The organism is Cellulomonas sp. ICMP 17802, from assembly GCF_041295535.1.
Classification (GTDB): domain Bacteria; phylum Actinomycetota; class Actinomycetes; order Actinomycetales; family Cellulomonadaceae; genus Cellulomonas.
This window is the reverse complement of record NZ_JBGFQZ010000008.1, coordinates 71,224-97,256: the sequence shown is the minus strand read 5'-3', so window position 1 is coordinate 97,256 and position 26,033 is coordinate 71,224. Positions and strand designations below refer to the sequence as shown.

Here is a 26,033-nt window from a genome sequence, read left to right as displayed (position 1 = left end):
CAAGCACGTCGACGACGTGATGGCCGACGTCCCGCGCGCCCAGCAGTGCACCTGCCGCTGATCCCCACCCCCTGCTCGCTCAGCCCCGCCTGACCAAGGAGAACCCGCATGGAGCTGGACAAGGACGAGATGTCGAAGGTCTCCAACCGGCTCAAGCGCGCCCAGGGCCAGCTCGCCGCCGTCGTGCGCATGCTCGACGAGGGCCGCGACTGCGAGGACGTCGTCACCCAGCTGTCCGCGGTCTCCCGCGCCCTCGACCGCGCCGGGTTCGCGATCATCGCGTCCGGCATGCGCCAGTGCCTGACCCGGCCCGACGTCGACGGCGAGCCCGCCACCCTGGACGTGCAGAAGCTCGAGAAGCTCTTCCTCTCGCTCGCCTGAGCGGGCGGACGCGTCACGGTCGTGACGCGCACACCACCGGCGCCACCGCCATGCTGACCGGCACGAGGGCCCACAGCCGTCCGGCCCTCAGGTCGTAGTCGGCGACGAGCTCCGCCGGCGGGACCCGCCGCGCGAGCCCGAGCCCGGTCTCGAGCGCGAGCGTGGACCCGGCCCATGCCGCGCCGACGCGCGCCGCCGAGCGTCCATCGGGCAGCGGCCGGACGCGGGCCAGCGCCGCCGCCGTCCCCCAGATGCCCAGGAGGAGCAGGCCCGTCGAGACCTGGTGCGCCCGCTGCGTGCCCAGGCGGGGCACGAGCAGCCGCTCGCGGAAGGCTCCGTTGGCGACCGCGAGACCCGCGATCCCGAACCAGGCCGCCAGCCACGGGCGTTCCGCACGCCCCAGCACCGTCCCCGTCATGGCTGCTCCTCTCGGGCTCGGTCCCCGTCTCCCGAGCAAAGCACCGGCCGCGACCCGGGGACAGGGACCACCGACCCTGCCGCGCGGGCCACCGCACCCGGTGGCCTTCGGCCCTGTGCGGCACGCGAGCTCGGCGGGAGCCTCGTGAGGAGGTCGCCGCAAGGGAGGGAGCGTCCCGTGAGCACCGTCGGCACAGCACGGACGCCCGCGCGGGCGCGCCGGTCGCGATCCGTCCGGCGGACCGGCTACCTCGTCGGGGCGCTGGTCAACGGCGTGCTCCTGTGGCTCGTCAACGTCAGTCCGGGCTGGCACGTCGTGCCGTTCCTCACGCCGGAGTTCGCCCGCGTCGTGCCGCTGGTCAACGCCGCGATCGTCGTCGGCCTCGTGGCCGACCTCGTCTACGTGGTGTCCGACCCGCCGTGGCTCCGGGCGGCGGGCGACGCCCTCGTGGCCGCCGTGGGACTGGTGCCGCTCGTCGCCCTGTGGCGGACGTTCCCGTTCGCCTTCGAGGGGCAGTCGTTCGACTGGGAGCTCGTCGTGCGCATCGTGCTCGCCCTGGGGATCGTCGGCAGCCTGATCGGCATCGTGGTCGCGGTCGCGACGCCGGGCCGCCGCCCTCGCTGATCGCGCGCGCGGACCACCCCGCCCTATCTGCCGCCTCGGGGCTCGGTATACGCTCGCCAGGACGTCGGAGCCTCACCGAGGAGCGCGATGCCCAGCTCGACCCAGTCGCATCGCGGACGAGCGGCCGCGCACGGCGACGGCGCGCGGGACGCCCTGGAGCGAGCGATCGTCGAGGGCGAGCTGGCGGCGGGCGAGCCCCTGCGCGAGGGGCCGCTGGCGGCCCGGCTGGGCACGTCGCGCACCCGGGCGAGAGACGCGCTGCAGGAGCTGGCGGCGATCGACCTGGTCCGGACCGATCCCGACGAGGGCTACCGGGTGACGCCCTTCGAGCCCGTCCGGTTGGCACAGCTGGTCCAGGTCGCCGCCGCCCTGAGCGGGACGGCGGCACGTCTGGCGCTGCCGCACCTGACGCCCGACGACCGCGCCTGGCTGGACCAGGCGGAGGGTCACCTCTTCGCGTTCGACGTCCCGGTCTCGGGGGTGCACCCCTACGGGCCGTTCGTGGTGGACGTGTTCGTGCTGCGGTCGGGCAACGACGTGCTGCAGGAGCAGCTGCGCCGGCTGCAGCCGCACGTGCTGCGCCTCGTGCGGCAGTTCGGTCGGGGGGTCACCCAGGCGGGCATGGCACGACGCACGGGCGGCACGATGGCGGCGCTGCGGGCGGGCGACGCCCATCTGCTCGGCGAGTCCGTGCGCGTCTTCTTCGAGGACGTGGGCATGGAGCTGGTGCGCGCGCTGGAGGACAGCAGGGTCGACCGCTCCCGCGCGTGAGCACGGTCGGGCGACGGACGGGATGAGGGCGGCGAAGGGAGGGCACCGTGCCCGTGTGGCTCGTCGTGGCGGCGATCGGTGCCGTGCTCGCCTGGCTCGGGTTCGCCGGCATCGGCAGCCTGCTGATCTGGATCGGCGTGATCATCGTCGTCGGCGCGCTGGTGATGACGGTCGTCAGCCGGCGCCGCCACCGGTGAGGGAGACGTGATGCGCGAGCAGCAGACCTGGCAGCGCCGGTCGGCCCGGCTGGGCTGGGTCACCCTGGGCCTGACGGTCCTCGCGGTCGCCCTCCTCGCGATCGGGGTGTGGGTGATCGCCACGGCGCAGCCGGCGATCGTGCCCGAGGATCCCCAGCAGGCGGTCGCCCTGCTGCCCGTCGACGTCCACGTGCGCGCGCCACGCGCATCGGTCGTCCTCGGCGTCGGTCTCGCGGTCGCGGCGTTCGTCGTCGGCATGGTGGCGCTCCAGTCGGCCGCGGCCATGCGCGTCCTGTCGAGCGGTCGCCGGGTCTCCGAGCCGTTGCCCGGCAGCTCGGCCAGGATGGCCCGCCTCGTGCTCGGGTCCACCGCGGTGCGACGCCTCGCTCTCGAGGAGCCGCCGTCGTGGCCGCTGTCGGCGATCCCGGAGGAGGCGTCGTCGCCGATGGCCGTGCGCTGCACGGTGCTCATCCCGGCGCACGACGAGGAGGCCGTCCTGGGTCTGACCCTCGCGTCGCTGCGCGCCCAGCGACGCCCGCCCGACCGCATCCTGGTGGTCGCCGACAACTGCACGGACGCGACGGTCGACATCGCCCGGCAGCTCGGCGTCGAGGTGGTCGAGACGCAGGGCAACACGCAGCACAAGGCGGGCGCGCTGAACCAGGTCCTGCAGCCGCTGCTGGCCGGTGCCGGCGTCGACGACGTCGTGCTGGTGATGGACGCCGACTCCACCATCAGCCCGGACTATCTCGAGACGGCGCTGGGGCTCCTGGAGTCCGACCCCGACCTCATGGCGGTCGGCGGCCTGTTCGCCGGCGAGGAGGGCGCGCGGGTCCTGGGCCAGATGCAGCGCAACGAGTACCTGCGCTACCAGCGGGTGCTGGGACGTCGCGAGGGACGGGTCTTCGTCCTGACGGGCACGGCGTCGGTGTTCCGCGGCTACGCGCTGCGAGCCGTCTCCGAGGCCCGCGGCTCGCTCATCCCCGGGCGTGCGGGCGACGTGTACGACACCCTCGCGCTGACCGAGGACAACGAGCTCACCCTCGCGCTGAAGTCGCTCGGTGCCGAGATGACGTCGCCGCCGCAGTGCCGCGTGACCACCGAGGTCATGGGCACCTGGCGGGACCTGGCGCGCCAACGGCTCCGCTGGCAGCGCGGCGCCCTGGAGAACGTCGGCGCGTACGGCATCACCCGGACCACCGCGCCGTACTGGGCGCAGCAGCTGGCCCTCGCGTACGGCGTCGTCGCGCTCAACTCCTACTTCCTGCTGATGGCGGTCGCGCTGCTGGCCTCCGACAGCGTCCGCTGGTCGCCGCTCTGGGTCGCGATCGGCCTGCTCTTCCTGGTCGACCGCGTGGTCACCGCGTGGGCCGCCGGGTGGCCCGGCCGGCTGCTCGCCGTCCCGGTCCTGCCGGAGCTCGGGTACTCGTGGTTCCTGCAGCTGTCGCTCGTGACGGCCTTCGTGCAGATCGGCACCCACCGCAAGGCGGGATGGAACTACGTGCCTCGGCCCGCGCTCGCGTTCGCGACGCTCCCCCTGCTGGCCGTGCTCGCTCGCCCGCTGGCGTCCTCCGTCCTGCCGTCCTCGATCCTGCAGTCGAGCTGGTTCGAGGCGCTGAGCCTCTTCGTCGGGGTGAACACGCTGGTCTTCGCGGTCCTGGCGGTGTTCCAGCTGCTCCCGCCGATCAGGAAGTCCTACCACCGGATCCACGGCCGGCGAGGGGTCGCGACGGTGGGGGTGCAGGGCGGCCTCGACCGGTAGCGTGAGCGGCGGAACTCACCTCGGCTCGGTCGTGCTCTGGGACGGGGGACGGTGTGGCGGGTCCGCTGATCGCGACGAAGCTGCGTGTCCCGACGCTGCGGCGCGGTCTGGTCGCGCGCCCTCGCCTGCTGCAGCGGGTCCGCCTCGGCATCGACGCGAAGGTGACGCTGGTGTCCGCCCCGGCGGGCTTCGGCAAGTCGACGCTCCTGGCCGAGTGGCTGGCCGGCACGCCGGCCGACGGGCGCGCGGTGGCGTGGCTCTCGCTCGACGCGGCCGACGACGACCCCGCGACCTTCTGGCGGTACGTGATCACGGCGCTCCAGGGCGCCACGGGCGGCGCCGGCTCGGGCGCGCTCGAGCTGACCACGACGTCTCCCCTGCCGACCGACCTCGTGCTCACCACGCTCCTCAACGAGCTGGCCGCCGCGCCCGACGACGTGTGGCTGGTCCTCGACGACTACCACCTGGTGGACGGCCACGAGATCGGCGAGGGGATGACCTTCCTGCTCACCCACCTCCCGCCCCACGTGCACGTCGTGCTGAGCACCCGCGCCGACCCCGACCTGCCGCTGGCCCGGTGGCGGGTGCGCGGTGAGCTGGTCGAGATCCGGGCCGCCGACCTGCGGTTCACCCGGGACGAGGCCGCCGAGTACCTCGCGCAGGTCACCGGGCTGCCCCTCACCGCCGGGGACGTCGAGGCCCTCGAGGAGCGCACCGAGGGGTGGATCGCGGCCCTCCAGCTCGCCGCCCTCTCGATCCGGGGGCGGGCCGACGTCGGCGGGTTCATCGCCCAGTTCGCCGGGACCGACCGGTACCTCGTCGACTACCTCGTCGACGAGGTGCTCGCGCACCTGGAGGAGCCGGTCCGCGAGTTCCTGCTGCGCACGGCCGTCCTCGACCGGCTCACCGGGTCGCTGTGCGACGCCGTCGTCGGCGGTGCCGGTGGCCGGGAGATGCTGACGACGCTGGAGCGGGCGAACCTGTTCCTCGTCCCCCTCGACGACCGGCGCGAGTGGTTCCGCTACCACCACCTCTTCGCCGACGTGCTCCGGGCGCGCGTCCTCGCCGAGCACCCGGAGCTGGTTCCCGCCCTGCACGAGCGGGCGAGCCGCTGGTACGAGGCGCACGACCTGCTCGACGAGGCGGTCCGGCACGCGCTCGCCGCGCACGACGACGACCGTGCGGCGTTCCTCATGGAGCTCGCCGTGCCCGCCGTCCGCCGCGAGCGACGGGAGTCGGTCCTGGTGGGCTGGCTCGGCGCGCTCCCCGACGACGTCATCCGGCGCAGCCCGGTCCTCGGGGTGTTCGCCGGCTACCTGCTGATGGTCGCGGGCGACCTCGAGGCGTTCGAGCAGCGGCTGGACGACGCGGAACGGCTGCTCGCCGCCACCCCGGGCGGCTCGGACCCGCGGTGGGCGCAGACCGACGAGCTGCGGACCCTGCCGGCGACGATCGCCGTCTACCGCGCCTCGCTCGCGCAAGCCCGCGGCGACCTGGCGGGTACGGCGGAGCACGCCCGTCGCGCCCTCGCGCTGGCCGGCCCCGACGACCACCTCGCGCGCGGCGGCGCGGCCGGGTTCCTGGCCCTCGTCGCCTGGGCCCAGGGCGACGTCGCGAGCGCGCTGGAGACGTTCACCCAGGCGGTGGCGAGCCTGCACGCGAGCGGCAACCTCGTCGACGAGCTCACCAGCACCGTGGTGCTGGCCGACCTGTGGCTCGCGGCCGGTCGCCCCAGCACGGCCCGGCAGCTCTACCGGCGCGGGCTGACGGTCAGCGAGGCGTACGGCGCGTCGGTGCTCAGGGCGGTGCCTGACCTCCATGTCGGTCTCGCCGAGCTGGACCACGAGGCGGGCGACCTCGCGGCGGCGCGGGAGCACCTCGAGAGCGCCGCCGCGCTCGGCGACGGCACGGCGATGATCGAGAGCCACTACCGGTGGTTCGCGGCCATGGCGCGGATCGCCGACACCGAGGGCGACCCGGCGGAGGCCCTCCGCCTCCTGGACACGGCGGAGCAGCTCTACCGGCCGGGCTTCTTCCCGGACCTGCGGCCCCTCGCGGCCAGGCGTGCGCGCACCTGGATCAGGCAGGGCAGCCTCTCCGAGGCCGCCGACTGGGCCCGCGCGCGAGGCGTGTCCGCCGCGGACGACGCCACGTACCTGCGCGAGTTCGACCACCTCACGCTCGTGCGGCTGCTCCTCGCTCGCCACCGGGCGGACCCCGACGCCGCCGCGCTCGACGACGTTCTCTCGCTGCTGTCGCGGCTGCACGGGGCCGCCGACGCCACGGGACGCGCCGGGAGCCTGGTCGAGATCCGGATGCTCGCCGCCCTCGCGCACGACGCGCGCGGGGACCGGCGGCAGGCGCTCGAGTCCCTGGGGCTCTGCTGGGCGGGCGCGCCCGAGCCCGCGGCCTCCGCGCGACTGTTCCTGGACGAGGGCGACGCGATGCACCAGCTGCTGCGCGCGGCGGAGCTCGAGGGCGTCGGCGGCGAGCACCCCCGTCGCCTGCTCGGCCTCGGGACCGGCGCGACGCCGACGCCGCCGCGCCGGTCGTCCGCGGAGCTCCTGAGCGAGCGGGAGCTCCAGGTCCTGAGGCTGCTCGACAGCGACCTGACCGGCCCGCAGATCGCCCGCGAGCTCTACGTCACCCTCAACACCCTGCGCAGCCACACCAAGCGCATCTTCACCAAGCTCGACGTCACCACGCGTCGGGCGGCGGTCAGCCGCGCCCGCGAGCTCGGTCTGACGTAGGCGGTCCGGGCGTCACATCGCCGGTCACATCAGGTGGTGATGCCCGGTCACCACGTCGGTCCGTAGCTTTCGAGTCATCCCGCGGCGCCCCGCCCCGGACCTCGCACCAGGAGCCGGACATGTCCATCACCACGACCACCCTCACCCGCGCCGCCGGAGCCGCCGCCGTCGTCGGGGGCCTGCTCTACATCGGCGTGCAGATCAACCACCCGCACCTCGACCTCGACCTCCTCGCCACGACCGAGTGGAAGGTGCGGCAGGCCATGAAGATCGGCTTCGCCACCCTGTCGCTCGCCGGCATCACCGGCATGTACCTCCGGCAGGTGCGGCGCACCGGGGTGCTCGGCCTGATCGGCTACCTCGTGCTCGCCCTCGGCTTCCTCTTCATGGTGAGCATCGAGGTGACCGGCGCGGTCGTCCTGCCGGCCATCGCCCACAGCTCCCCCGGCTTCGCCGCCGACATCCTCGCGGTGGCCGTCCCGGGCGGCCATGCGGCCGGCGACATCGGGCTGATGGGGCTGCTCATCACCGTCGACGGCGTGCTCTACCTGGCCGGCGGCCTCCTCTTCGGCATCGCCCTGTTCCGCGCTCGCGTCCTCGCCCGGTGGGCCGCCGCCCTCCTCGCCCTCGGCGCCGTCGCCACCGTTGCCATCCCCCTGCTGCCGCAGGTCAACTTCCGGCTGTTCGCCATCCCGACCGGCGTCGCCCTGGTCGGCCTCGGCTACTCCCTGTGGCGCGAGCAGCGCACGCTGACGGCCCCGCTCCTGCCCGACGCGACGACCCCTCGGCTCGACCCGGCCGGCGCCCGGTGACCGTCCCGGCAGCAGCCCCACGCGGCCCGGTCGACGCCGTCGACCGGGCCCGTGCCGGCCGGGACGGTCGACCGGTGACCCGCCCCGCCGGTCCCGATGCGCCCGCCGTCTACACGCTCCGGATCGCCGGTCACCTCGACGACCGCTGGTCGCCGCGGTTCGGGGACCTGGTCCTGACCCGGGAGCCGGACGGCACCACGAGCCTCACCGGGGCCGTCGCGGACCAGGCGGCGCTGCACGGCGTGCTCGCCGGGATCCGCGACCTCGGCGTCACCCTGATCTCGGTCGCCCTCCGCGAGCCCCCGGGCGAGCCGGCCTGACGCGCCCGCGTCAGCGGACCCGCAGCACCTGGCCCAGCCGCTCGCGCCGTCGGGCGGACGACTCGACCGCAACCACCACCAGCACCGTCGCGGCGAGGAGCCCGACCGGCGCGAGCACCCACCACGGCACCACCACCCCCGGATCGGCCGCCTGCCCGGTGACCAGCCGCAGCGCGAGCGGCACCGCCAGCGCACCGACCAGCGCCGCGCCGAGCAGCACGCCGCCCAGCCCGGCCACCAGCGTCGGCGGGAGCAGCTCCCCCGCGGCGACCCGCGCGGTGTCCCGGCCCCGCAGCCCCAGCACCCTGGCCGTCGCGAGCGACCGGGCACGCCCGGGAGCCGAGGCTGCGGCGTCGAGAACCACGACGATCGCCGCGAACCCGGCGCACAGGGCCGCGACCAGGACGACCAGCGTCAGCAGCCCGCCCGCCAGCGGGTCCGACCGCCGCTCCGCCAGCCACTCGGCTCGGCCGAGCACGTGGGCACCGATCGTCGGGGCGACCGCGCGGGCCGCCGCGGCCGCCTGCGGGCCCACCGCCCAGACCGTGTCCGGGTCCGCGACCGCCCGGTCGGTGACGGCGGGAGCGGACCCCGTCTGCTCGGCCCGCGCGGTGGAGACGGCCTCGACCACCGCGGTCAACGCCGCGCGGTCCACCACCACCGTGGGACCGGCGGCCTGCCCGTCGGCCTGCTGGGTCGGCAGGGCCGGCACCTCGCCCACGGGCTCGAGGTCGACCGTCACGCCTCCCCAGCTGAGCGACGGCCGGGAGCCCAGCAGCCCCGGCGGCACGAGCGCCGGCAGCGGGCCGGGCGCGGTGCGGGACGCGGTCGCGACGGAGGCGTCCGCCAGGGCGGCGAGCCCCGCGTCGAGCCCGAACGGGGTGCGGGCGAGCAGCTCGCCGAACGCCTCCGGGTCGACCGCGAGCACCCGCACGGCGTCGACGCCGCGGACGCCGAAGAGCTGGCTCTGGGCCCGCACGCGTCCGACGGCGACCGCGTCGACGCCGTCGGCGGACGCCAGCCCGACCGCGAGGTCCTGCAGCGCCGCGTCCCGCAGCGTCGTGCGCACCACGACGTCGGCCCCGACGGCGTCCCACGAGCCGTCCACCTGACCCGCGCGTGCGGTGCTGGCCAGCGCGGCGCACAGGGCCGCCAGCGTGGTGACGACCACCAGCGCGACGAACGGCAGGACGGCCCCGGTCGAGCGGGCCCGTGCCGCAGCGAGCAGCGGGCCGGCCTTGCGGGACCTGCGCGCGGCGCCGAGCGCTCCGCCCAGCAGCACGGGGACAGCGCGCCACAGCAGCAGCGCACCCGCCGCGGCGACGAGCGCGGGAGCGGCCGCGAGCAGCACGTCCGCGGGGCCGGACACCGACCCGACACCGCGCCGGCGCAGCGCGGCCAGCGACGCGGCGGCGAGCACGAGCAGCGCGACCTCGATCGACAGCCGCCGCACCGTGCGCACGCGCTGCGCGAGCCGGCGGCGGTGCCGGTCGGTCGGGACGCGGCGGACGTCGCTGCGCGCCGCGGTCACCGTCGCGAACGCGGGCGGTGCCACCAGGCCGACGGTGGCCACCACGACCACCCAGGGCCAGGTCACCGCGCCGGGCGCCGCGGCCTGGCCGAGCGCGAGCCCGAGCGCCGCTCCCACGGCGACGACGACGGCCGACTCCGCGCCCGCCTCCCGGGAGATGCCGCCGAGGGACGCGCCGCGGGCCCGCACCGTGCGCAGCGCGAGCGCTCGTCGGCGCGCCAGGAGGTCGGACGCGACCAGCAGCACCAGCACGGCGCCGGACCCCAGCCCGGCGAGCACCACGGCGGCCTGCGACCACGTGGCCGCCACGCCGGCGCGCGCCTGCGTGAGCAGCAGGTCGAGGCGCGACGTCACCCGCGGGCCTGCCACCGGAGCACCCAGGAGCTCCGGCGACGCCTCCAGCGCGGCGACCTGCTGGGCCAGGGCGCCGGAGCCGGCGTAGTCCAGCGCGCCGGCGTCCACCGAGAACCGGAAGGTGCGGGTCACGCCGTCCGGCTCCAGCGCGGCGCGCGCCGCGGGCAGCGAGGCCGCGGACAGCAGCCCACCCACCACCGTCGTCGGCTGGTCCTCCGGTCCGACCACCCGGGGCCGCAGGACCTCCGGCCGAGCGGTCCAGACGCGGTCGCCCGGGTCCGCCGGCTCGAACACCCCGGTGACCAGCACGGGCACCGTCGTGTGGTCGGGCTTGACCGCCTCGAACGTGTCGCGGGCACCGACCCCGAGCGCGCGGGCCACCTCGGCGGACAGGGCGAGCTGCACGGCCCCGTCCGGGCCGGGGCGGCCGGGCGCGCCACCGGCGAGCCAGCCCACGGCCGGCGCCTGCCCCGCCCACAGGTAGGTCATCCACAGGATCCCGCCGGTGGGCAGCCCGGGGGTGCTGAGCGCGAGGTCGATGCCGGTGGCGTCCGCGACGGGCGGCCCGAGGACGGGTTGCAGCGACGCCGGGAGGGCGCGGTCGATCATGCGCGCCGCGTCGTCGACGCTCGTGGTGGTGTCCGAGGGACCGGCAGTCGCGTCCGAGGCGCCGGGGCCATAGGAGCTGGTGACGACGAGGTCGGCGGGCGGGTCGGCGTGGGCGACCGCCGTCCGGACCGCGGTGTCGGCCCGGTCGCTCAGCAGCCGGGGCACCGCGTCGGTGAGGCCGATCGTGAGCGCCACGACGACCAGCGACACCAGGAGCGGCCACAGGTCGGCGCGGGACCGGCGCCAGGCGACCCTCATGCGAGCGGCTCCATCCGGAGCCGGGCGATCGTCGAGCGGCGCACCGCGCGGGCGGCGAGCGGTACCACGAGGGCGGCGCACCCGAGCATCAGCGCGAGGATCGTCGCCAGCTGAGCGGGCCACGGCCAGCGCACGACGGCGTCCGGCACGGGCGCGAGCCCCTGGGCGGAGAGCGCGAGCAGCGGGCCGACCGCCCAGCAGGCGAGCGCTCCGAGCAGCCCGCCCGCCAGGATCGGCGCCCCGATGAGGACCGCCTGCTCGGCGAGCACGGACCTGAGCACCGCGCGCCGCGGCGCGCCCAGGCCGCGCAGGCGGGCCACGTCCAGCTCGCGCGACTCCAGCGCGGTCGTGGTGTGCAGGGCCGTGCCCACCAGCGTGAGGACGAGGGCGGCCACGACGAGGAGCGCGGCCGCGGCCCGCTGGGCCGCGCGCAGGGGTCCGTCCGCGCTCTCGTCCGCGACGGCGGTGCGGTCCGTCACCGGGCCGATCCCCCGCGCCTCGAGCGTCGCCGCGGCCCGGGCGGGGATCGCGCCGCCGACCCACCACGCGTCGGTCAGGGGCTCGAGGTTGCCCTGGCTGAGCGCGACGCGGGACAACGTGTCGACGTCGGCCAGCACCGCCGCCGCGCGTGGCTGCGACGGGACGTAAGGGGTGATGCCGGCGACCGTCGTCCGCACGGGGGTCAGACCCAGCGAGAGCTGGAGCCCGTCGCCGACCTCGAGCCCGAGCTCGTCAGCCAGCCGTGCCGAGACCACCACGGGCACCTCGTCGACGGGACGGAACGCGAGCGCCGTCAGGGTGCCCTCGGACCAGAACAGCCCGGGCAACGAGGCCGATCCGTCGAGCGTCAGCCGCACGCCGTCGGGCACGTCCTGCGCGGTCGCGCCGGTGAGCGAGGCCACGACGTAGTCCTCGCTCGGCGCCCGACCCGCGGACCACGCCCCGCCGGACACCAGGGTGGCCCCGCGCATGGTCACGTCGATGCCGAACCGCGGGTTGCTCTGCTGGTCGGTGTCGGCGGCGTCGCCGACCGCCGACAGCCGGACGTCCACGGCCACGACCCGGGCGTCCGCGGGCACGGCGACGGCCAGGTCGTGCGGCGCGCCGTCCAGCTCCACGACTCCCGCGGGCAGCGCCGCCCGTGCGCCGTCGCGGTCCTGCACGACGAGGCTGAGGGCGGCGGACATCGGCACGTCGTCCTCGACGTGACCCGTCACCGCCAGGTCGGCGCTCGCGCCGGTCAGCTGCACGCCGCCGACGGGACCCTCCGGCGCCAGGGACGCCGTGACGCCCGCCCAACCGCCCGCCGGCGGGCGGCCGCGCAGCAGCTCGTCGGCGTGCCGCGTGTCGAGCGCGACGAGCTGCACGGCCTGGTCGCCGCCCTGTGCCCGCGAGCCGAGCGTGACGGGCCGGCTGGTCACCGGGCTCACCTGCCCGCCGGTGACCTCGCGCAGCGTCGCGCCCGCGCCGAGCGCGCCGAGCTGGGCGGGCACCGAGAGGTCGGTGCCCACCGCGGCGGCCGCCTGGTCGCGCTGGGACTGCGACCAGGTCGCGGCGAACCCGACCCCGAACGTGGCGCACGCCGTCGCCAGCACCACCAGGAACGCCGCCGCGGCGCCCTGCGGGCGACGTGCCACGCCCCAGGCCGCGAGCGGCACCGTGAGCGAGCGGGAGGACGCGGCGCGCGCGTCGGCGCGGCGGGCGAGCAGCGGGAGCGGGCGCAGGACGAGAGCCGCGCCGGCCAGCAGGCACAGCACCGGGGCGAGGACGAGCACCGGGTCGGCCGTCGCCCCGCTCGCGATCCGGTGGGCGCGCAGCTGCAGGTAGGCCACCGTCGCGAGCACGAGGAGGAGCAGGTCGGCGCCCGAGCGCGCCACCACGCCGACGCGGTCCTCGCGGATGCCGCGCGCGGTCCCGGTGCGCAGCCACGGCAGGACGAGCAGGGCGCCGAGCGTCAGGGCGACGGCGGCGACGCTCGCGACGAGAGGGAGCAGCCCACCCTCGGGGATCGCCGCCGGGTCGAGGCCGACCGCGCCGGCAAGCACCCGGTACAGCACGAGCGCGAGCGCCGTCGCGGGGACGATCGCCAGCAGCGCCAGCGCACCCGCCTCGACGGCAGCCTGGGCCACCAGCCGGCCCCGGCTCGTGCCGCGCGCGGAGAGCAGCGCCGCCTCGGGCGCGCGCCGGCCGGCGACCAACCGGGCCGCCAGGACCACCGTGGTCACGGCGAGCGCGCCGCCCAGCAGCGCCACCGCGAGCACGCCGGAGCCGGTCACGCCGCCCTGCTCCCGCGCGCTGTGGACCGTGCGCAGGAACGGCAGGTCCACCACGACGTTCTGGGCCTGGTCGCCCGGCGTGCTGCGCAGCTCCCCGCGCAGCGCGTCGACGCCCGCGCCCGCCCGGCTCAGGTCGGCGGCGCTCGCGTGCGTCAGGTCGGGCTGCACGCGCAGGGTCACGCGGCGCAGCGGGACGTCGCCGTCGGCGAGGGTGCCCGGCGCGACGACGAGAGGGCCGTAGGCGGAGATGTACCCGCGGTAGTTCGGGCTCACCCCGGATCCCTCGAGCGGGTCCTCCCGCCAGCCGGCTCCGGGGCGCGGCGCGAACGTCCCCACGACCGTCAGCCCGTCGCCGACGACCCCCGGTGCGTCGGAGAGGCTGGTCGGGCTCCCGACGGCGAGCCCGAGCGCCCGCGCCGCCGACACGGGGAGCGCCACCTCGCCCGCCGCTGCCGGCCACCGCCCCGACACGATCGTCCCCCGCGCCTCCCGGTCGTCGAGCTCGGCGAGATAGGACAGGCGCAGCGGTCCCCCGTCCGGCGGGAGGTAGCGCATCACGGTCGACAGCCACGTGGTCTGCGTCGTCGGCAGGTCCCCGAACGGTGCGCGCAGGAGGCCGGACGCCTGGGCGATCGCGCCCGAGGCGTCCCGGGACGTCGCCGCGACGCGCTCGTCGACGTCGGGGTCGTCCGGGTCCTCCGGGAAGCCCAGCGCGACGCCGACCCCGACGTCGTCGGCGGGCGCGTGGACCACCGCGAGCTGGAGCGCGCGCTGCGGCGAGGCCGTCAGCAGCAGCACGCACGCCCCGACCAGCGCCGAGCCGGCGACCATGACGGCGAGCACGGCCGCGAGCACCGCCAGCTGGGCGCGTCCGCGGTGCCACAGGAGCTCACCCACGCTCGGCAGCCCCGACCAGCCGACCGTCCACCAGGTGCACCGCGCGGTCCGCGAGGGCGATCATCACCGGGTCGTGCGTCGCGACGACGGCCGTCATGCCCTCGGCCTCGACGACGCCGCGGATCAGGGCCATCACGGACAGCCCCGTCTCGCTGTCCAGCTGCCCGGTGGGCTCGTCGGCGACCAGCAACCCGGGCGAGCCGGCCAACGCCCGCGCGATCGCGACCCGCTGCTGCTGGCCCCCGGACAGCTCGTCGGGCCGCTGCAGGCCGTGCGGGGCCAGGCCGACGAGGTCGAGGAGCATCTCGACGCGCCGCTCGCGCTCGGCCACCGGCGCCTCACGCAGGCGCATCGGCACACCGACGTTCTCCGCCGCGGTCAGCACGGGGATCAGGCCGAACGTCTGGAACACGAAGGCGACCCGGTCGCGGCGCAGCATCGCCTGGTCGTCGTCGCTCAGCGCGGCGACGTCGATGCCGTCGACCAGCACGGTGCCCTCGTCCGGGCGGTCGAGCCCGCCGACGATGTTGAGCAGCGTGGTCTTGCCCGACCCGGAGCGGCCGACCAGCGCCACCAGCTCGCCGGGCGTGACGTCGAGGTCGACGCCGCGCAGGGCGTGCACCGCCGACCGGCCGCTGCCGAACGTGCGGTGGACCCCCCGGACGTGCACCGCCGCGCCGGCGGCGGTCACCGGGCGCTGCCGTCGGGCCGGACGGCCACGTGGTCGGCCTCGAGCGCCAGCCGCACGCGGCGGGTCAGCGCGAGCGCCTCGCGGAAGTCGCGCGGCACCTGCACCCGCCCCGCCCGGTCCATCACGGCGTACTCCTCGTGCGTCACGTCGCCGTCGTCGTCCCGCCGCAGCACCTCGCTGCTGGTGCGCCCGTCCCGGATCGCGACGGTGCGCTCGACCAGGTGGCTGACGGCGGCGTCGTGCGTGACGACGACGACGGTGGTGCCGGACTCCCGGTTCGCGGTGCGCAGCGCCTCGAACACCTCGCGCGCGGTGGCGGTGTCGAGCTCGCCCGTCGGCTCGTCGGCCAGCAGCAGCTGCGGCCCGTTGGCCAGGGCGGTGGCGATGGCGACGCGCTGCTGCTCGCCGCCGGACATCTCCGACGGGCGCCGGTCCGCGACGTGCCCGACGCCGACGAGGTCGAGCAGCTCGTCGGCCCGCGCGGGCCGGTGCCGACGGGGCGCGGTCATGGGCAGCGCGACGTTCTGCCGGGCGGTCAGGTACGGCAGCAGGTTGCGCGACGTCTGCTGCCACAGGAAGCCGACCATCTCGCGGCGGTAGGCCACCCGGTCGCGTGCCTGCATCGCCATGAGGTCCCAGCCGGCCACGCGGACCCGGCCCGCCGTCGGCGCGTCCATGCCGGAGAGCACCGCGAGCAAGGTCGACTTGCCCGAGCCGCTGGCGCCGACCACCGCCACCATCTCGCCTTGGTCGACCAGCAGGTCGAGCCCCTGCAGGGCCTGCACCTCGACGCTGCCCGACTGGAAGATCCGGACAAGGTTGTCGCAGACGACGAGGGCGTCGTGACCGAACTGCGCGGGAGGTGCCGCTCCCCCGCCCAGAGCCTCGAGCGTGCTCTCGGACACCTGCGCTCCCTCCGTCGGGACGAACGTCCACCCGGCAGGCTAAGCCGATCCGCGCCGCCCCGTGGGAAAACGACTGCGGCGCACCCTTTCCCACCGGGCCCGGGTGAGGACCTAAGGCCCGCGACCGTGCTCACGCACCACGCGACCGTGGACCCATGACTGCGCTCCTCGTCTTCGAGTCGATGTACGGAAGCACCGCCGCGATCGCCGAGGCCGTCGCCGCCGGCCTGGCGGACCTGCGCATCCCCGTGACGGTGTGCGAGGTCGGTCTCGCCGAGGTGCCGTCGTTCGCCACCCGCCCGAGCCTGCTCGTGGTGGGCGCACCGACGCACCAGCGCGGCCTGTCCACGCCCCGCACCCGGGACATGGCGCGCGGTGAGTTCGCCCAGTCCGTGTCGCGCGGGGACGGTGTGCGCGAGTGGCTGGACCAGCTGGTCGGGCACGCCTCCGGCCAGTCCGTCGCGGTCTTCGACACCGCGCTCGCGGGCCGGCTCGCGGGGTCGGCCGCGCACACGATCGGCAAGCGGCTCACGCGGGCCGGGGCGACGCTCGTCATGCCGCCCGAGTCGTTCGTCGTCACCGGCCGCTCGAGCGGCCTGCTGCCCGACGAGCTGGAGAAGGCGCGGTCGTGGGGCCGCAGCCTCGCCCTGTTCGCGGCCGCCGCGGCGGCCGCCCAGCGCACCCGCTGACCGGCGGGATCGATCGACGACCCCGCCGGCCCGGCGGGCGTCAGAGCCAGAGCTCGCTGAGCTGCTCGGCGCGGGCGAGCCCGTGCTCGTACCCGGCCCGTGCGGCGGGCGGACGCAGCGACGGATCCATCGCGTTCGCCCCGAACAGGTGCTCGGAGCCGCTGTCCGGGACGATCGTCTCGACCCGGCTGCCAGCCGCGCGCAGCTGGTCGACCTGCGTGGCCAGGTGCGTGCCCCACTCCGGCGGCGTCAGCGACCGGCCGCCGAACGGCGACAGCACGAGCACCCGGGCGTACCCGGTCGTCAGGTCGGCGTTCTCCGCGTTGGACCGGTAGCCGCCGTCGAGGTAGAGGTCGTCCCCGATCCGGTAGGGCAGACCGCTCGAGCAGCTGGCCGCGACCGCGTCGGCCAGGTCGATCCCGCTGTGGCGGTCGAACACGACCGGGTCACCGGTGCGGGCATCGACCGCCGTGATGAGCACCGCTCGGCGCGGCCAGTCCTGGCTGGGCAGCCGCGCGGCGACCGTCGTGCGCCACCGGGCGCTCCAGGAGCCGTCCGACGCGGCGTCCAGCTCGAGCGCCGCCGCGCCCAGCCGGCGACGCAGGTCCGCCGCGTCGGCCGCAGACGCGATGATCGCGGTGATCCGTTCCAGGTGGTCCACCACCGGCGCCGACGGGCCGCGGCCGGCCGGAGCGGGCCGCTGCTGCGGCGGCGCGGCGGTCAGCGTGGCGGCGAAGAGCTCCGTCGGGCTCGCGCCGGCGATCTGGGCGGCCGCGGTGGAGCCCGCCGACGTCCCGACGGTCAGGTCGGCCGTCGTCACGTCCAGCCCGGCCTCGAACAGCCCGGCGATCACGCCGATCAGCCACGCGTTGCCGGTGGATCCGCCGCCGCCGAGGACGAGGGCCCGACCGGCGACCGGCGCCGACGGGGTATGCAGAGGTGCAGAAGGTGTGGTGCTCATGGGAGTCGCCTCTCGCGACGTGCGTGGTGGGCGCTCCCGGGGGCGACCGGCTCAGTCGCGCGGTCGTGGCAGGCAGGGAGCACCCGATGCCGGTACTGCGTCCATGGGTCTCACCTCCTGACGTCGGGTCACGGTGCCGCGGACGCTACCCACCGGCCGCACGGGCGCGCAACGGGATTCACCGAGCACCCCTTGGTCCCGGCCGCGCGGGCGGGCAGCATGAGCGCATGAGCACCGATCCCGCCCCGGACGACGTCGCGCTGACCGTCGCCTGTCCCCGCTGTGCCGCGGCGCCCGGCGAGCTGTGCCGCACGGCCGACCGCCTTCCGCGCGCGCCCCACCGCCGCCGCACCGCCGCCTACCTGGACAAGCTGGCGGCTGACCACTGACGACGGACGCGCTCGACCGGCTACTCCGGCACGTACTTGAAGGACAGCTGGATGCGCGTGCGGAACAGCAGGTCACCGTTGTCGCCGACGACGACGTCCTGCTTCGTCACCTCGGCCACCCGCAGGTCGTGCAACGACCCACCCGCCGTGCTGATCGCCTCCTTGGCCGCGTCCTCCCAGGACGAGGCGCTCGTGCCGATGACGTCGATCACGCGGTACACGCTCATGGTGCTGCCTCTCGTCGCTCGGTACCGACCACCCCATAGTGGTCAGGCCCGGGTGCCCGCGTCGAGACCGGGGGCCGATCAGTCGCCGACGGAGTTGCGGGCGCGCTGGACGATCAGCGGGTCGACCTCGCCGACGACGTCCTCGTTCTTGTCGTCGTAGGAGAACTGGCTGAGGAAGTAGCGCATCGCGTTGAGCCGGGCGCGCTTCTTGTCGTTGCTGCGGATCATGATCCACGGCGCGTGGTCGGTGTCCGTGCCCGCGAACATCGCCTCCTTGGCGGCCGAGTACGCGTCCCAGCGCCCGAGCGACTCGAGATCCATCGGCGAGAGCTTCCAGCGGCGGACGGGGTCGATCTGCCGGATGGCGAACCGGGTGCGCTGCTCGCGGCGCGTGACGGAGAACCAGAACTTGGTCAGGTGCGTCCCGTCGTCGACGACCAGCCGCTCGAAGTCGGGTGCCTGGCGCATGAACGCGGTGTACTCGTCGTCGGAGCAGAAGCCCATCACCCGCTCGACGCCCGCGCGGTTGTACCAGGACCGGTCGAACAGCACGATCTCCCCCTGCGTCGGGAAGTGCTGCACGTAGCGCTGGAAGTACCACTGACCCTGCTCGGTCGTGGTGGGCGTGGTCAGGGCGACGACGCGCGCCGCGCGCGGGTTCAGGTGCTCGACGAACCGCTTGATCGTGCCGCCCTTGCCGGCCGCGTCACGGCCCTCGAACACGATGATGTGCCGCTCGCCGTTGTCCTCCGCCCAGTACTGCAGCTTGAGCAGCTCGATCTGCAGGCGGTACTTGGCCTCCTCGTACTCCTCGCGATCCATCAGCTCGTCGTAGGGGTAGTCCTCGCGCCAGGTCTCGACCGCCTTGCCGCCCGGGTCGATGAGCACCGGGTCGGCACCCTCGCCGCCGGCGACGCTGTAGCCCTCGGCCACCAGGCGGTCGATGTACTCGCGCAGGTTGTCCTCGGCCTCGGGTCGGAAGCCGTCGAGATCACGCGTCGAGTCCATCGCATCCTCCAGACGAGGGCGGCCGCCTGCGACTGTATCCGCGCCGCCACCCGTGGGCGAGACGAGGACGCTGCGGGAGGATGGGCGGGTTGTCCCAGCAGGTCCGGCGCGACGAGAAGAGCACTCATGCGGTCCGACATCGTGCCCGGCGGCACCTTCCCCGACTACGAGCTGCCCGACCACACGGGCGCCACCCGCCGGCTGAGCGAGATCCAGGGCGACGACCCCATGATCCTCACGCTCGCCCGCGGGCACTACTGCCCGAAGGAGCACCAGCAGCACCTCGACCTCGCCGCGATGCAGCCGAAGCTCGGGGTGGCGTACACGCGCGTCGCCACGATCGCGACCGACGAGCGGCACACGCTCCAGGAGTTCCGCGCGTCGGTGGGCGCGCACTGGCCGTTCCTGTCCGACCCCGGCCGCATCGTGCAGAAGGACCTCGACATCCAGGAGTACACGGACCCGGCGAACGACCCGATGATCCCCCACACGCTCGTGCTCAAGCCGGGGCTCGTGGTGCACAGCATCTACAACGGCTACTGGTTCTGGGGGCGCCCGTCGGTCGACGACCTCTGGCGCGACCTGCGGGCGGCGACGAGCGAGGTCCGACCGGACTGGGACCTCAGCACCCCGGGGCTGCGCGAGGCGTGGGACGCCGGTGACGTCTCGCAGTTCCACGGCTGGGAGCGGTGGTCGCCCGAGCAGGTCCGGCGAGCCCGCGGCCGGAGCGACGCGGACCAGCCCGGCTGACGCCCGATGGGCACGCTCCTGTCCGTGAACGTCGGGCTGCCGACGGACGTGCCCTGGCGCGGCCGGACCGTGCGCACGGGCGTCTGGAAGAGCCCGGTGACCGGCCCGCGCATGGTCCGCCGCCTCAACATCGACGGGGACGGGCAGGGCGACCTCGCCGGGCACGGCGGCGAGCAGCGTGCGGTCCTCGTCTACCAGATCGAGTCGTACCGGCACTGGCAGGAGGTCTTCGGCCGCGACGACCTCGAGCACGGCGCGTTCGGCGAGAACTTCACCGTCGAGGGGCTCGCCGACGACGAGGTCTGCATCGGCGACCGGTATCGCATCGGCGACGCCGAGTTCGAGGTCACCCAGCCGCGGGTCACCTGCTTCCGCGTGGGGATGCGGATGGGGCAGCCGCAGCTCCCCTCGTTGCTCGTCGCGCACCACCGTCCCGGCTTCTACCTGCGCGTGCTGACCGAGGGCCGCGTCCGTGCCGGCGACCCGATCGTGCGCACCGCCCGCGGACCGCACGGTCTCACGGTGGCCGACGTCGACGCACTGCTCTACCTGCCGGGGCACGACCGGGCGCGCCTCGAGACCGCTCTCGACGTCCCCGCCCTGAGCCCCGGGTGGCGCGAGTCGTTCCGGAGCATGCTCGCCGGCGGCGTCCAGCCGGCCGGGGTCGCGGTCGCGTCGCCGCCGTCCTGGCCGGGCTTCCGCACGCTGACCGTCACGGACGTCGTCCGGGAGACCGCCACGGTGACCTCGTTCCGGCTGGCCGCCGACGACGCGCTACCGGCGTTCGAGGCCGGGCAGTTCCTCAGCGTGCGGGTGCGGGGTGCCGGCGACCCCGCGCCCGTGCGGACGTACTCGCTGTCGGGCGACCCGGCGGGCGGCGAGTACCGGATCAGCGTCAAGGCCGAGCCCGACGGCGGGATCAGCTCGCGGCTGCGCGCCCTGCTGCACCGCGGCGACCGCGTCGAGGTCGCGGCCCCGCGGGGCGGCTTCGTGCTCGACGACGGCGACGAGCCGGCGCTGCTGGTCTCCGCCGGCATCGGGCTGACGCCCGTGCTCGCGATGCTGCACCGGCTCGCGAGCGACCGCAGCACGCGCCCGGTGTGGTGGATCCACGCGGCCCACGACGAGCAGAGCCAGGTCCTGTCCACCGAGGTGGCCGACCTGCTCGCGCACCTGCCGGCGGCGCGCTCGCTCGTCTGCTACACCACCCCGAGCGGTCCGCTGCCCCCGGGGGCCCGGGCGGGGCGGCTCACCGCGGACGTGGTCGCCGCCCTCGACCTCCCGGTCGACGCGATCGCGTACGTCTGCGGCCCGGAGCCGTTCATGGACGACATGGTGGCGGCCCTGACGGCCGTCGGTCTCGACCCGGCGCGGGTCCGCACGGAACGCTTCGGCTCCCGCTCCGCGATCAACCCGGGAGTCGTGCGGACGGACGCACCGCCGCCCCACCAGCCGCCCGGCCCGCCCGGGACCGGACCCGACGTGACGTTCGCCCGCTCCGGTCTCTCGACCGCGTGGTCGGACGCCTACGACTCCGTGCTCGAGCTCGCCGAGGCCTGCGACGTCCCCACGCAGTGGTCGTGCCGCACGGGCGTCTGCCACACGTGCGTGACGTCCGTCCTGTCGGGCGCCGCGACGTACGGGACGCCCCCGCTCGAGCCGCCCGGCGACGACGAGCTTCTCGTCTGCTCGGCACGACCGACCACGGACCTCGTGCTCGACCTCTGACGCCGGGCTAGCCGCGCAGGAGCTGCTGACCGCCGTCGACGTCGAACGTCGCCCCGGTCAGGGCGGTGTTGGCCATGACGTGCACCGCGAGGGCCGCGACGTCGTCCGGCCCGACGACGCGCCCGATCGGCAGCGTCGCGCGCAGCTGGTCCCGACGCTCGTCCAGCCGGTCGCCCAGCAGCGACGCCGACAGCGGGGTGTCGACGAACCCGGCGGCGATGAGGTTGACGCGCACCGGGGCGAGCTCCAGGGCGAGATTCGCGGCGAGGACGGGCAGCGCCGCGGTCAACGCCGCGGTGATCGACAGACCCACGGCCGGCTGCCGAGCGCCCGTGCCGCCCATGAACAGCAGCGTCCCGCCCGGACGGATCCTGCCCGCGCTGAATCGGGCCACGCCGAGCATCACCATCGGGTGCTCGGCGATGGCCCGGCGCGCGTCCTCGAGGTCCATGCCGGCCAGCGGGGCGTAGAACGGGGTTCCGGCGGTGACCATGACGTGGTCGACCGGGCCGTCGAGTCCGGCGAAGAAGCCCTCCAGGGCGGCGAGGTCGTTCGCGTCGAAGGCCGCAGTGCTCCGGGCACCGACCTCGTCGGCCGCACTCCGGAGCCGGTCGGGGCTGCGGGCCGTCAGCACGACCTCGGCGCCCTCGGCGCGCGCCAGCCGGGCCGTCGCCAGGCCGATGCCCGCGCTCCCGCCGATGACGACGACCGTCTGCCCGGCCAGCGCAGGCTCTCGGGTCGCCGGGCTCATCGGCCGATCTCCCCCAGCAGGGCCTTGAGCGCCGGGACGTAGATCTCCGAGAAGGTCGGGAACGGCTGGATGGTGTCGGCCACGACGTCGAGCGGCACGTGCGCCCGGATCGCGAGCGTCGCCTGCTGCAGCCACTCCCCTGCCTCGGGCCCGAGCGCGTACGCGCCGGTCAGCCGCTCGCCGTCGCTGACGAGCGTGAGGAACCCGTTGCTCTCGGCGTAGGCGCGCGTGTAGGTCGAGGTCTTCGCCACCCCGGACACCGGGACGGTCGCCTGGTAGCGGCCCTCCGCGGCGCCGACGGCCGCCGCCTGTGGGTCGGTGTAGGTCACCCGCGGGACGGCCTCGTAGTTGGCGGCCCGCTCGTGGCCCAGGATGTTCGCGGCGACCACGTCGCCCTGGTACTTGCCGACGTGCGTGAGCGGCCAGAGCCCGGTCACGTCGCCGATCGCCCACAGCCCGTCGGCGACGCGCAGGTGCTCGTCGACCGGGACGCCCGTGGCGTCCGCCTCGACGCCGACGGTCTCCAGGCCCAGGTCGTGCACGCGCGGGCTCCGCCCCGTGGCGACGAGCAGCCGGTCGCCGCGCAGCTCGCGCCCGTCGTCCAGCTCGAGCACGTAGTCGTCCCCGTCGCGCCGCGCGCGGGCCACGCCGGCCGACAGGACGAGCTCGATGCCCTCGCCGCGCAGCACGTCGCCGAGCGCCTCGCCGAGCGGCGCGGGCTCGCGCCCGAGCACGTGCGGCGCCCGGTCGACGAGGACCACCTCGCCGCCCAGCCGGCGGACCACCTGCGCGATCTCCACGCCGACGGGCCCGCCGCCCATGATGAGCAGGCGGCGCGGGACCTCCGTCATCGACGTCGCCTCGCGGCTGGTCCAGAGGCCGTCCAGCTCCCGCAGCCCGGGCACCGGGGGCACCACCGGCGAGGCGCCGTTGGCCAGCACCACGTGGTCGGCCGTGTGCCGGACGCCGTCGACCTCCACGGCACCGGGCCCGGCGAGCCGCCCGCTGCCCCGCAGCAGGTCGATGCCGCTGTCGGCGAGCCACGTCACCTGCCCCGCGTCCGAGTAGTCCGAGACCTGGAAGTTGCGCCAGGCGAAGACGGCCTCGAGGTCGATCTCGGCGGTCGCCGCGGCCTCCCGCGCCGCGTGGACCGCCTCCCCCGGGCGCAGCAGAGTCTTGGACGGGATGCACGCCCAGTATGAGCACTCGCCGCCCACGAGCTCCCGCTCGACGACGGCGACGCGCAAGCCACCCTCGGCCAGGGCCCCCGCGCAGTGCTCACCGGGCGACCCGCCGCCCAGCACGATGACGTCGTAGTCGGCGGTCACGTCGGCAGCTCGTCGCCGGCGCGCTCGCGGACCATGTACAGCGCGTACCAGTCCGGCCAGTCCGGGTCGGCCTCGCCCGTCCGTGCCTCGTGCTCACCGTGAGCCGCGGCGGCGCGCCGCAGGGCGGCGGCGAGGTCGCTCACGGACTCGTAGCTGGTGTCCATCGGGTCATCCCCTCATCGGCCGGGAAGGCGGGTCTTGATCTCCTGGAGCAGCCACCCGTTGCCGTCCGGGTCGCTGAAGGCGACGAACGACCCGTAGTCGGCGTGGCCGGGCGCGGGTCCGTCGACCCGGCCCCGGGTGCCCGCGTGATGGAAGATGCCGGTCTCGTCGTGGAACGGCTCGCTGACCTCGACGCCCCTCTCCACCAGGTCGGCGCGCGCGGCGTCGATGTCGTAGACGGAGAGCTGCAGCCCCTCGAACGAGCCGGGCGCGGCCGCCGTCAGCCCGGTGCCGAAGATGATCGAGCACGCCGACCCCGGCGGCGTCAGCTGCACCACCCGGTACCCGTCGTCGACCGCGAGGTCGGCGTCGAGCCGCCAGCCCAGCGACTCGTAGAAGCTCTTGGCCCGGTCGACGTCGGAGACCGGGATCACGACGACCTCCAGCCTCACCTGCCCCGGCTCCACCGGCGGGCTCCCGGCCGCGCCCGAGGTGCTCGTCCCGGTGCTGCTCATCCGCTGCTCCTTCGCGTTGCTGCATCCGCGAGAAGTCCACCCCCACGGCGGCATGGTGAGGCGTCCCGTCACAACATGCCCTCGGCAACAGGCGTCGTCAAGAGGTCGACGCCACCCCCTGTCGCCCACCCCGGCGAGGGTGCATTGTGGCGGGATGCCGTGGTTCCCGGAGTTCGTCTCCGCCGCCGAGCTGGCCCGCAAGCAGGCGCGGGACGAGGGCCACGCCGATCCCGTCGCGCAGTACCTGAGGGCGCTCGACACGGGCGACGCGCGCGACCTGGAGTACGTGTGGCCCGGCGACGTCGTGGTCCACGACCCGCGCGCCGGCGAGGTGCACGGGCACGCGCAGCTCCGGCAGTTCGTCCGGCGCAACACGTCCTGGCTGGCGAACCACCGCGCGCACGTCGAGACCGTGGCCTCCACCACCGACGGGCGTCGCGCGGTGGTGGAGCTGCTGGCCCGCGTCGAGGACGACGACGGACGCGCCACGGACTGGCCCGTCGCCGTCGTCGCGGAGTCCCCGGACGACCGGTCCGTGGTGTTCCGCACGTACTGCAGCCAGTGGCCGGTCGACGGCCGTCGGCACGTCCGGCCGCCCGTCCTGCCGGCAGGCCGCGACGCCCTCGACGGCGTGGTGGGCCGCTTCCAGGCCGCCTTGGCCGGCGGCGACGTCGACGCCGTCATGAGCGCGTTCGCGGACGACGCCTACCTCCGCGAGTCGTTCGGGCCGCACGGCGCGCACCGCGGGAGCGAGGAGCTGCGCGCGTACTTCACGACGAGCTTCGGCGCGGGCGGCGGCATCGAGCTCGAGGCCTGCACGGTGACGCAGGACGGCGCCCGGTCGGCGGTCGAGTACAACTGCGTCCGCTGGGGCGACCGGGACCTCCCGCCGCAGGCCGGCGTCGCCGTCTACGAGCGGGGTGCGGACGACCGGCTGACGGCGGTGCGCCTGTACGACGACATCGAGCCTCCGCTCGGTCCGGCCTGACGCGCAGCACGACACGCCCGAGGTCCGACCCCGTTCGGGGGATGCATCGCCCGCGCTTCTGGCGTAGAACGGGACGCATGTTTGAAGAGGGTCAGCTGTACGCCCCCGTCACCGCGGACGAGGACGGCAAGGCCACCGTGCACCTCGCGGACGACCACCCCGGCGCGAACGACCCGGAGTACCGGCGCCGCCGCAACGAGATCGCCGCCCCGGCGCTGGCATGGCGGCCCGGCGACCCGGTGCCGCGCGTCGCGTACACGGACTCCGAGAACGAGATCTGGCGGACCGTCTGCCGCGAGCTCGCGCCGAAGCACGAGCGGCTCGCGATCCGCGGCTTCCTGGAGGGCAAGGAGGCGCTCGGGCTCCCGACCGACCACGTGCCGCAGCTCGACGAGGTCAGCGCGGGCCTGGGTCCGCTCAGCGACTTCCGGCTCCACCCGGCCGCCGGGCTCGTGCCGCTCGACGTCTTCTACGGCTCGCTCGCGGACGGGGTCTTCCACTCGACCCAGTACCTGCGGCACCCGTCGCAGCCGCTGTACACGCCGGAGCCGGACATCATCCACGAGGTCGTGGGGCACTGCAATCTGCTGGCGAACCCCGCGATCGCCGAGGTCAAGCGCCGTGCCGGCGAGGCCGCGCGACGGTGCGAGACCCCCGAGGGGCTGCAGTACGTGGCCGACGTCTTCTGGTTCACCATCGAGTTCGGAGTGATGTACGAGGGCGGCGAGCTGCGCGCGTACGGCGCCGGCCTGCTCTCGTCCTACGGCGAGATCGAGGAGTTCCGCGGGGCCGACATCCGTCCGGTCGACTTCCACGCGATGGCCACGCTGGAGTACGACATCTCCCACTACCAGCCGATCCTGTTCGCGTGCGACGGCATGGGCGAGCTCACCGACCGGGTGGGCGGCTTCTTCGCCGAGTTCGACGACGACACGCCGGCCCGGCTCGCCCGTGACGCCGCGCTGACCCGCTGACGCGCCC

The 26,033-nt window shown here is 75.4% G+C and carries 26 protein-coding genes; 14 read left to right on the top strand and 12 right to left on the bottom strand.

Annotated features, from left to right (window positions below; translation table 11 throughout):
* Positions 1 to 108 precede the first annotated feature (108 nt).
* Entirely contained in the window at positions 109 to 381 is a 273-nt protein-coding gene (locus AB5970_RS09325; protein ID WP_370503657.1) for a metal-sensitive transcriptional regulator, read from the top strand.
* A gap of 13 nt (positions 382 to 394) precedes the next feature.
* Here AB5970_RS09325 and AB5970_RS09320 read toward each other — a convergent pair whose 3' ends face one another.
* The gene (locus AB5970_RS09320) at positions 395 to 799 is read right to left on the bottom strand and encodes a hypothetical protein (RefSeq protein WP_370503656.1); all 405 of its coding nucleotides are present in this window, start codon (positions 797 to 799) and stop codon (positions 395 to 397) included.
* 177 nt (positions 800 to 976) lie between these two features.
* Here AB5970_RS09320 and AB5970_RS09315 point away from each other — a divergent pair, with 177 nt between their 5' ends.
* The 7 genes from AB5970_RS09315 (at position 977) to AB5970_RS09285 (ending at position 8,035) form a co-directional block, all read left to right on the top strand.
* Positions 977 to 1,423, top strand: a complete 447-nt coding sequence (locus tag AB5970_RS09315; RefSeq protein WP_370503655.1) for a hypothetical protein — start codon at positions 977 to 979, stop codon at positions 1,421 to 1,423.
* 87 nt (positions 1,424 to 1,510) lie between these two features.
* Positions 1,511 to 2,194, top strand: a complete 684-nt coding sequence (locus AB5970_RS09310) for a GntR family transcriptional regulator (RefSeq protein WP_370503654.1) — start codon at positions 1,511 to 1,513, stop codon at positions 2,192 to 2,194.
* A gap of 47 nt (positions 2,195 to 2,241) precedes the next feature.
* Positions 2,242 to 2,391: a hypothetical protein gene (locus AB5970_RS09305; RefSeq protein WP_370503653.1), complete on the top strand. Its 150-nt coding sequence runs from the start codon at positions 2,242 to 2,244 to the stop codon at positions 2,389 to 2,391.
* Positions 2,392 to 2,401: 10 nt separating this feature from the next.
* Positions 2,402 to 4,153, top strand: a complete 1,752-nt coding sequence (locus AB5970_RS09300; RefSeq protein WP_370503652.1) for a glycosyltransferase family 2 protein — start codon at positions 2,402 to 2,404, stop codon at positions 4,151 to 4,153.
* 53 nt (positions 4,154 to 4,206) lie between these two features.
* Positions 4,207 to 6,903 (top strand): LuxR C-terminal-related transcriptional regulator, encoded by a 2,697-nt coding sequence (locus AB5970_RS09295; protein WP_370503651.1) that lies wholly within the window; start codon positions 4,207 to 4,209, stop codon positions 6,901 to 6,903.
* 119 nt (positions 6,904 to 7,022) lie between these two features.
* Positions 7,023 to 7,715, top strand: a complete 693-nt coding sequence (locus tag AB5970_RS09290) for a hypothetical protein (protein ID WP_370503650.1) — start codon at positions 7,023 to 7,025, stop codon at positions 7,713 to 7,715.
* A 74-nt stretch (positions 7,716 to 7,789) separates the two neighbouring features.
* Positions 7,790 to 8,035, top strand: coding sequence for a hypothetical protein (locus AB5970_RS09285; RefSeq protein ID WP_370503649.1), 246 nt, complete (start codon positions 7,790 to 7,792; stop codon positions 8,033 to 8,035).
* Positions 8,036 to 8,045: 10 nt separating this feature from the next.
* On the opposite strand, the gene AB5970_RS09280 is transcribed toward AB5970_RS09285, so the two are convergent.
* From AB5970_RS09280 to AB5970_RS09265, 4 genes are read right to left on the bottom strand one after another with little or no spacing between them, the layout of a single operon-like run.
* The gene (locus AB5970_RS09280; RefSeq protein ID WP_370503648.1) at positions 8,046 to 10,787 is read right to left on the bottom strand and encodes an FtsX-like permease family protein; all 2,742 of its coding nucleotides are present in this window, start codon (positions 10,785 to 10,787) and stop codon (positions 8,046 to 8,048) included.
* The gene (locus AB5970_RS09275; protein WP_370503647.1) at positions 10,784 to 13,960 is read right to left on the bottom strand and encodes an ABC transporter permease; all 3,177 of its coding nucleotides are present in this window, start codon (positions 13,958 to 13,960) and stop codon (positions 10,784 to 10,786) included. Before AB5970_RS09275 ends, AB5970_RS09280 begins: the two co-directional genes overlap by 4 nt.
* Positions 13,953 to 14,651 (bottom strand): ABC transporter ATP-binding protein, encoded by a 699-nt coding sequence (locus tag AB5970_RS09270; protein ID WP_370503646.1) that lies wholly within the window; start codon positions 14,649 to 14,651, stop codon positions 13,953 to 13,955. The genes AB5970_RS09275 and AB5970_RS09270 overlap by 8 nt, the downstream gene beginning before the upstream one ends.
* Positions 14,648 to 15,556, bottom strand: coding sequence for an ABC transporter ATP-binding protein (locus tag AB5970_RS09265; RefSeq protein ID WP_370503645.1), 909 nt, complete (start codon positions 15,554 to 15,556; stop codon positions 14,648 to 14,650). Before AB5970_RS09265 ends, AB5970_RS09270 begins: the two co-directional genes overlap by 4 nt.
* Positions 15,557 to 15,711: 155 nt before the next feature.
* Between AB5970_RS09265 and AB5970_RS09260 the strand changes: the two genes are divergently transcribed.
* Positions 15,712 to 16,245, top strand: a complete 534-nt coding sequence (locus AB5970_RS09260; protein ID WP_370503644.1) for a flavodoxin family protein — start codon at positions 15,712 to 15,714, stop codon at positions 16,243 to 16,245.
* Between the two features lie 40 nt (positions 16,246 to 16,285).
* Here AB5970_RS09260 and AB5970_RS09255 read toward each other — a convergent pair whose 3' ends face one another.
* A complete protein-coding gene (locus AB5970_RS09255) occupies positions 16,286 to 17,206 on the bottom strand; it encodes a patatin-like phospholipase family protein (RefSeq protein ID WP_370503643.1) in 921 nt (306 codons plus the stop codon).
* 227 nt (positions 17,207 to 17,433) lie between these two features.
* Between AB5970_RS09255 and AB5970_RS09250 the strand changes: the two genes are divergently transcribed.
* Entirely contained in the window at positions 17,434 to 17,595 is a 162-nt protein-coding gene (locus tag AB5970_RS09250; RefSeq protein WP_370503642.1) for a zinc finger domain-containing protein, read from the top strand.
* 20 nt (positions 17,596 to 17,615) lie between these two features.
* Here AB5970_RS09250 and AB5970_RS09245 read toward each other — a convergent pair whose 3' ends face one another.
* Both AB5970_RS09245 and ppk2 read right to left on the bottom strand, forming a co-directional pair.
* Positions 17,616 to 17,822: a dodecin family protein gene (locus AB5970_RS09245; RefSeq protein WP_370503641.1), complete on the bottom strand. Its 207-nt coding sequence runs from the start codon at positions 17,820 to 17,822 to the stop codon at positions 17,616 to 17,618.
* A gap of 78 nt (positions 17,823 to 17,900) precedes the next feature.
* The gene (ppk2, locus tag AB5970_RS09240) at positions 17,901 to 18,830 is read right to left on the bottom strand and encodes a polyphosphate kinase 2 (RefSeq protein WP_370503640.1); all 930 of its coding nucleotides are present in this window, start codon (positions 18,828 to 18,830) and stop codon (positions 17,901 to 17,903) included.
* Positions 18,831 to 18,956: 126 nt separating this feature from the next.
* Here ppk2 and AB5970_RS09235 point away from each other — a divergent pair, with 126 nt between their 5' ends.
* Both AB5970_RS09235 and AB5970_RS09230 read left to right on the top strand, forming a co-directional pair.
* Positions 18,957 to 19,580 (top strand): redoxin domain-containing protein, encoded by a 624-nt coding sequence (locus AB5970_RS09235; protein WP_370503639.1) that lies wholly within the window; start codon positions 18,957 to 18,959, stop codon positions 19,578 to 19,580.
* Between the two features lie 6 nt (positions 19,581 to 19,586).
* On the top strand, positions 19,587 to 21,308 hold the full coding sequence (locus AB5970_RS09230; protein WP_370503638.1) for an MOSC domain-containing protein: 1,722 nt from the start codon (positions 19,587 to 19,589) through the stop codon (positions 21,306 to 21,308).
* A gap of 7 nt (positions 21,309 to 21,315) precedes the next feature.
* Here the strand turns inward: AB5970_RS09230 and AB5970_RS09225 are convergent, their stop codons facing one another.
* The 4 genes from AB5970_RS09225 to AB5970_RS09210 are packed head-to-tail and all read right to left on the bottom strand — an operon-like array spanning position 21,316 to position 24,064.
* Positions 21,316 to 22,059: an SDR family oxidoreductase gene (locus AB5970_RS09225; protein ID WP_370503637.1), complete on the bottom strand. Its 744-nt coding sequence runs from the start codon at positions 22,057 to 22,059 to the stop codon at positions 21,316 to 21,318.
* Positions 22,056 to 23,387, bottom strand: coding sequence for a dihydrolipoyl dehydrogenase family protein (locus AB5970_RS09220; RefSeq protein ID WP_370503636.1), 1,332 nt, complete (start codon positions 23,385 to 23,387; stop codon positions 22,056 to 22,058). The genes AB5970_RS09225 and AB5970_RS09220 overlap by 4 nt, the downstream gene beginning before the upstream one ends.
* Entirely contained in the window at positions 23,384 to 23,551 is a 168-nt protein-coding gene (locus AB5970_RS09215; RefSeq protein ID WP_370503635.1) for a hypothetical protein, read from the bottom strand. Before AB5970_RS09215 ends, AB5970_RS09220 begins: the two co-directional genes overlap by 4 nt.
* A 12-nt stretch (positions 23,552 to 23,563) precedes the next feature.
* Complete coding sequence (locus AB5970_RS09210; protein ID WP_370503634.1) at positions 23,564 to 24,064, bottom strand: VOC family protein; 501 nt, start codon at positions 24,062 to 24,064, stop codon at positions 23,564 to 23,566.
* A gap of 154 nt (positions 24,065 to 24,218) precedes the next feature.
* On the opposite strand from AB5970_RS09210, the gene AB5970_RS09205 reads away from it, so the two are divergent.
* Together AB5970_RS09205 and AB5970_RS09200 are read left to right on the top strand one after the other, a co-directional pair.
* Positions 24,219 to 25,052, top strand: a complete 834-nt coding sequence (locus AB5970_RS09205) for a nuclear transport factor 2 family protein (RefSeq protein WP_370503633.1) — start codon at positions 24,219 to 24,221, stop codon at positions 25,050 to 25,052.
* A gap of 77 nt (positions 25,053 to 25,129) precedes the next feature.
* Positions 25,130 to 26,026: a phenylalanine 4-monooxygenase gene (locus AB5970_RS09200; protein ID WP_370503632.1), complete on the top strand. Its 897-nt coding sequence runs from the start codon at positions 25,130 to 25,132 to the stop codon at positions 26,024 to 26,026.
* Positions 26,027 to 26,033: the final 7 nt, after the last annotated feature.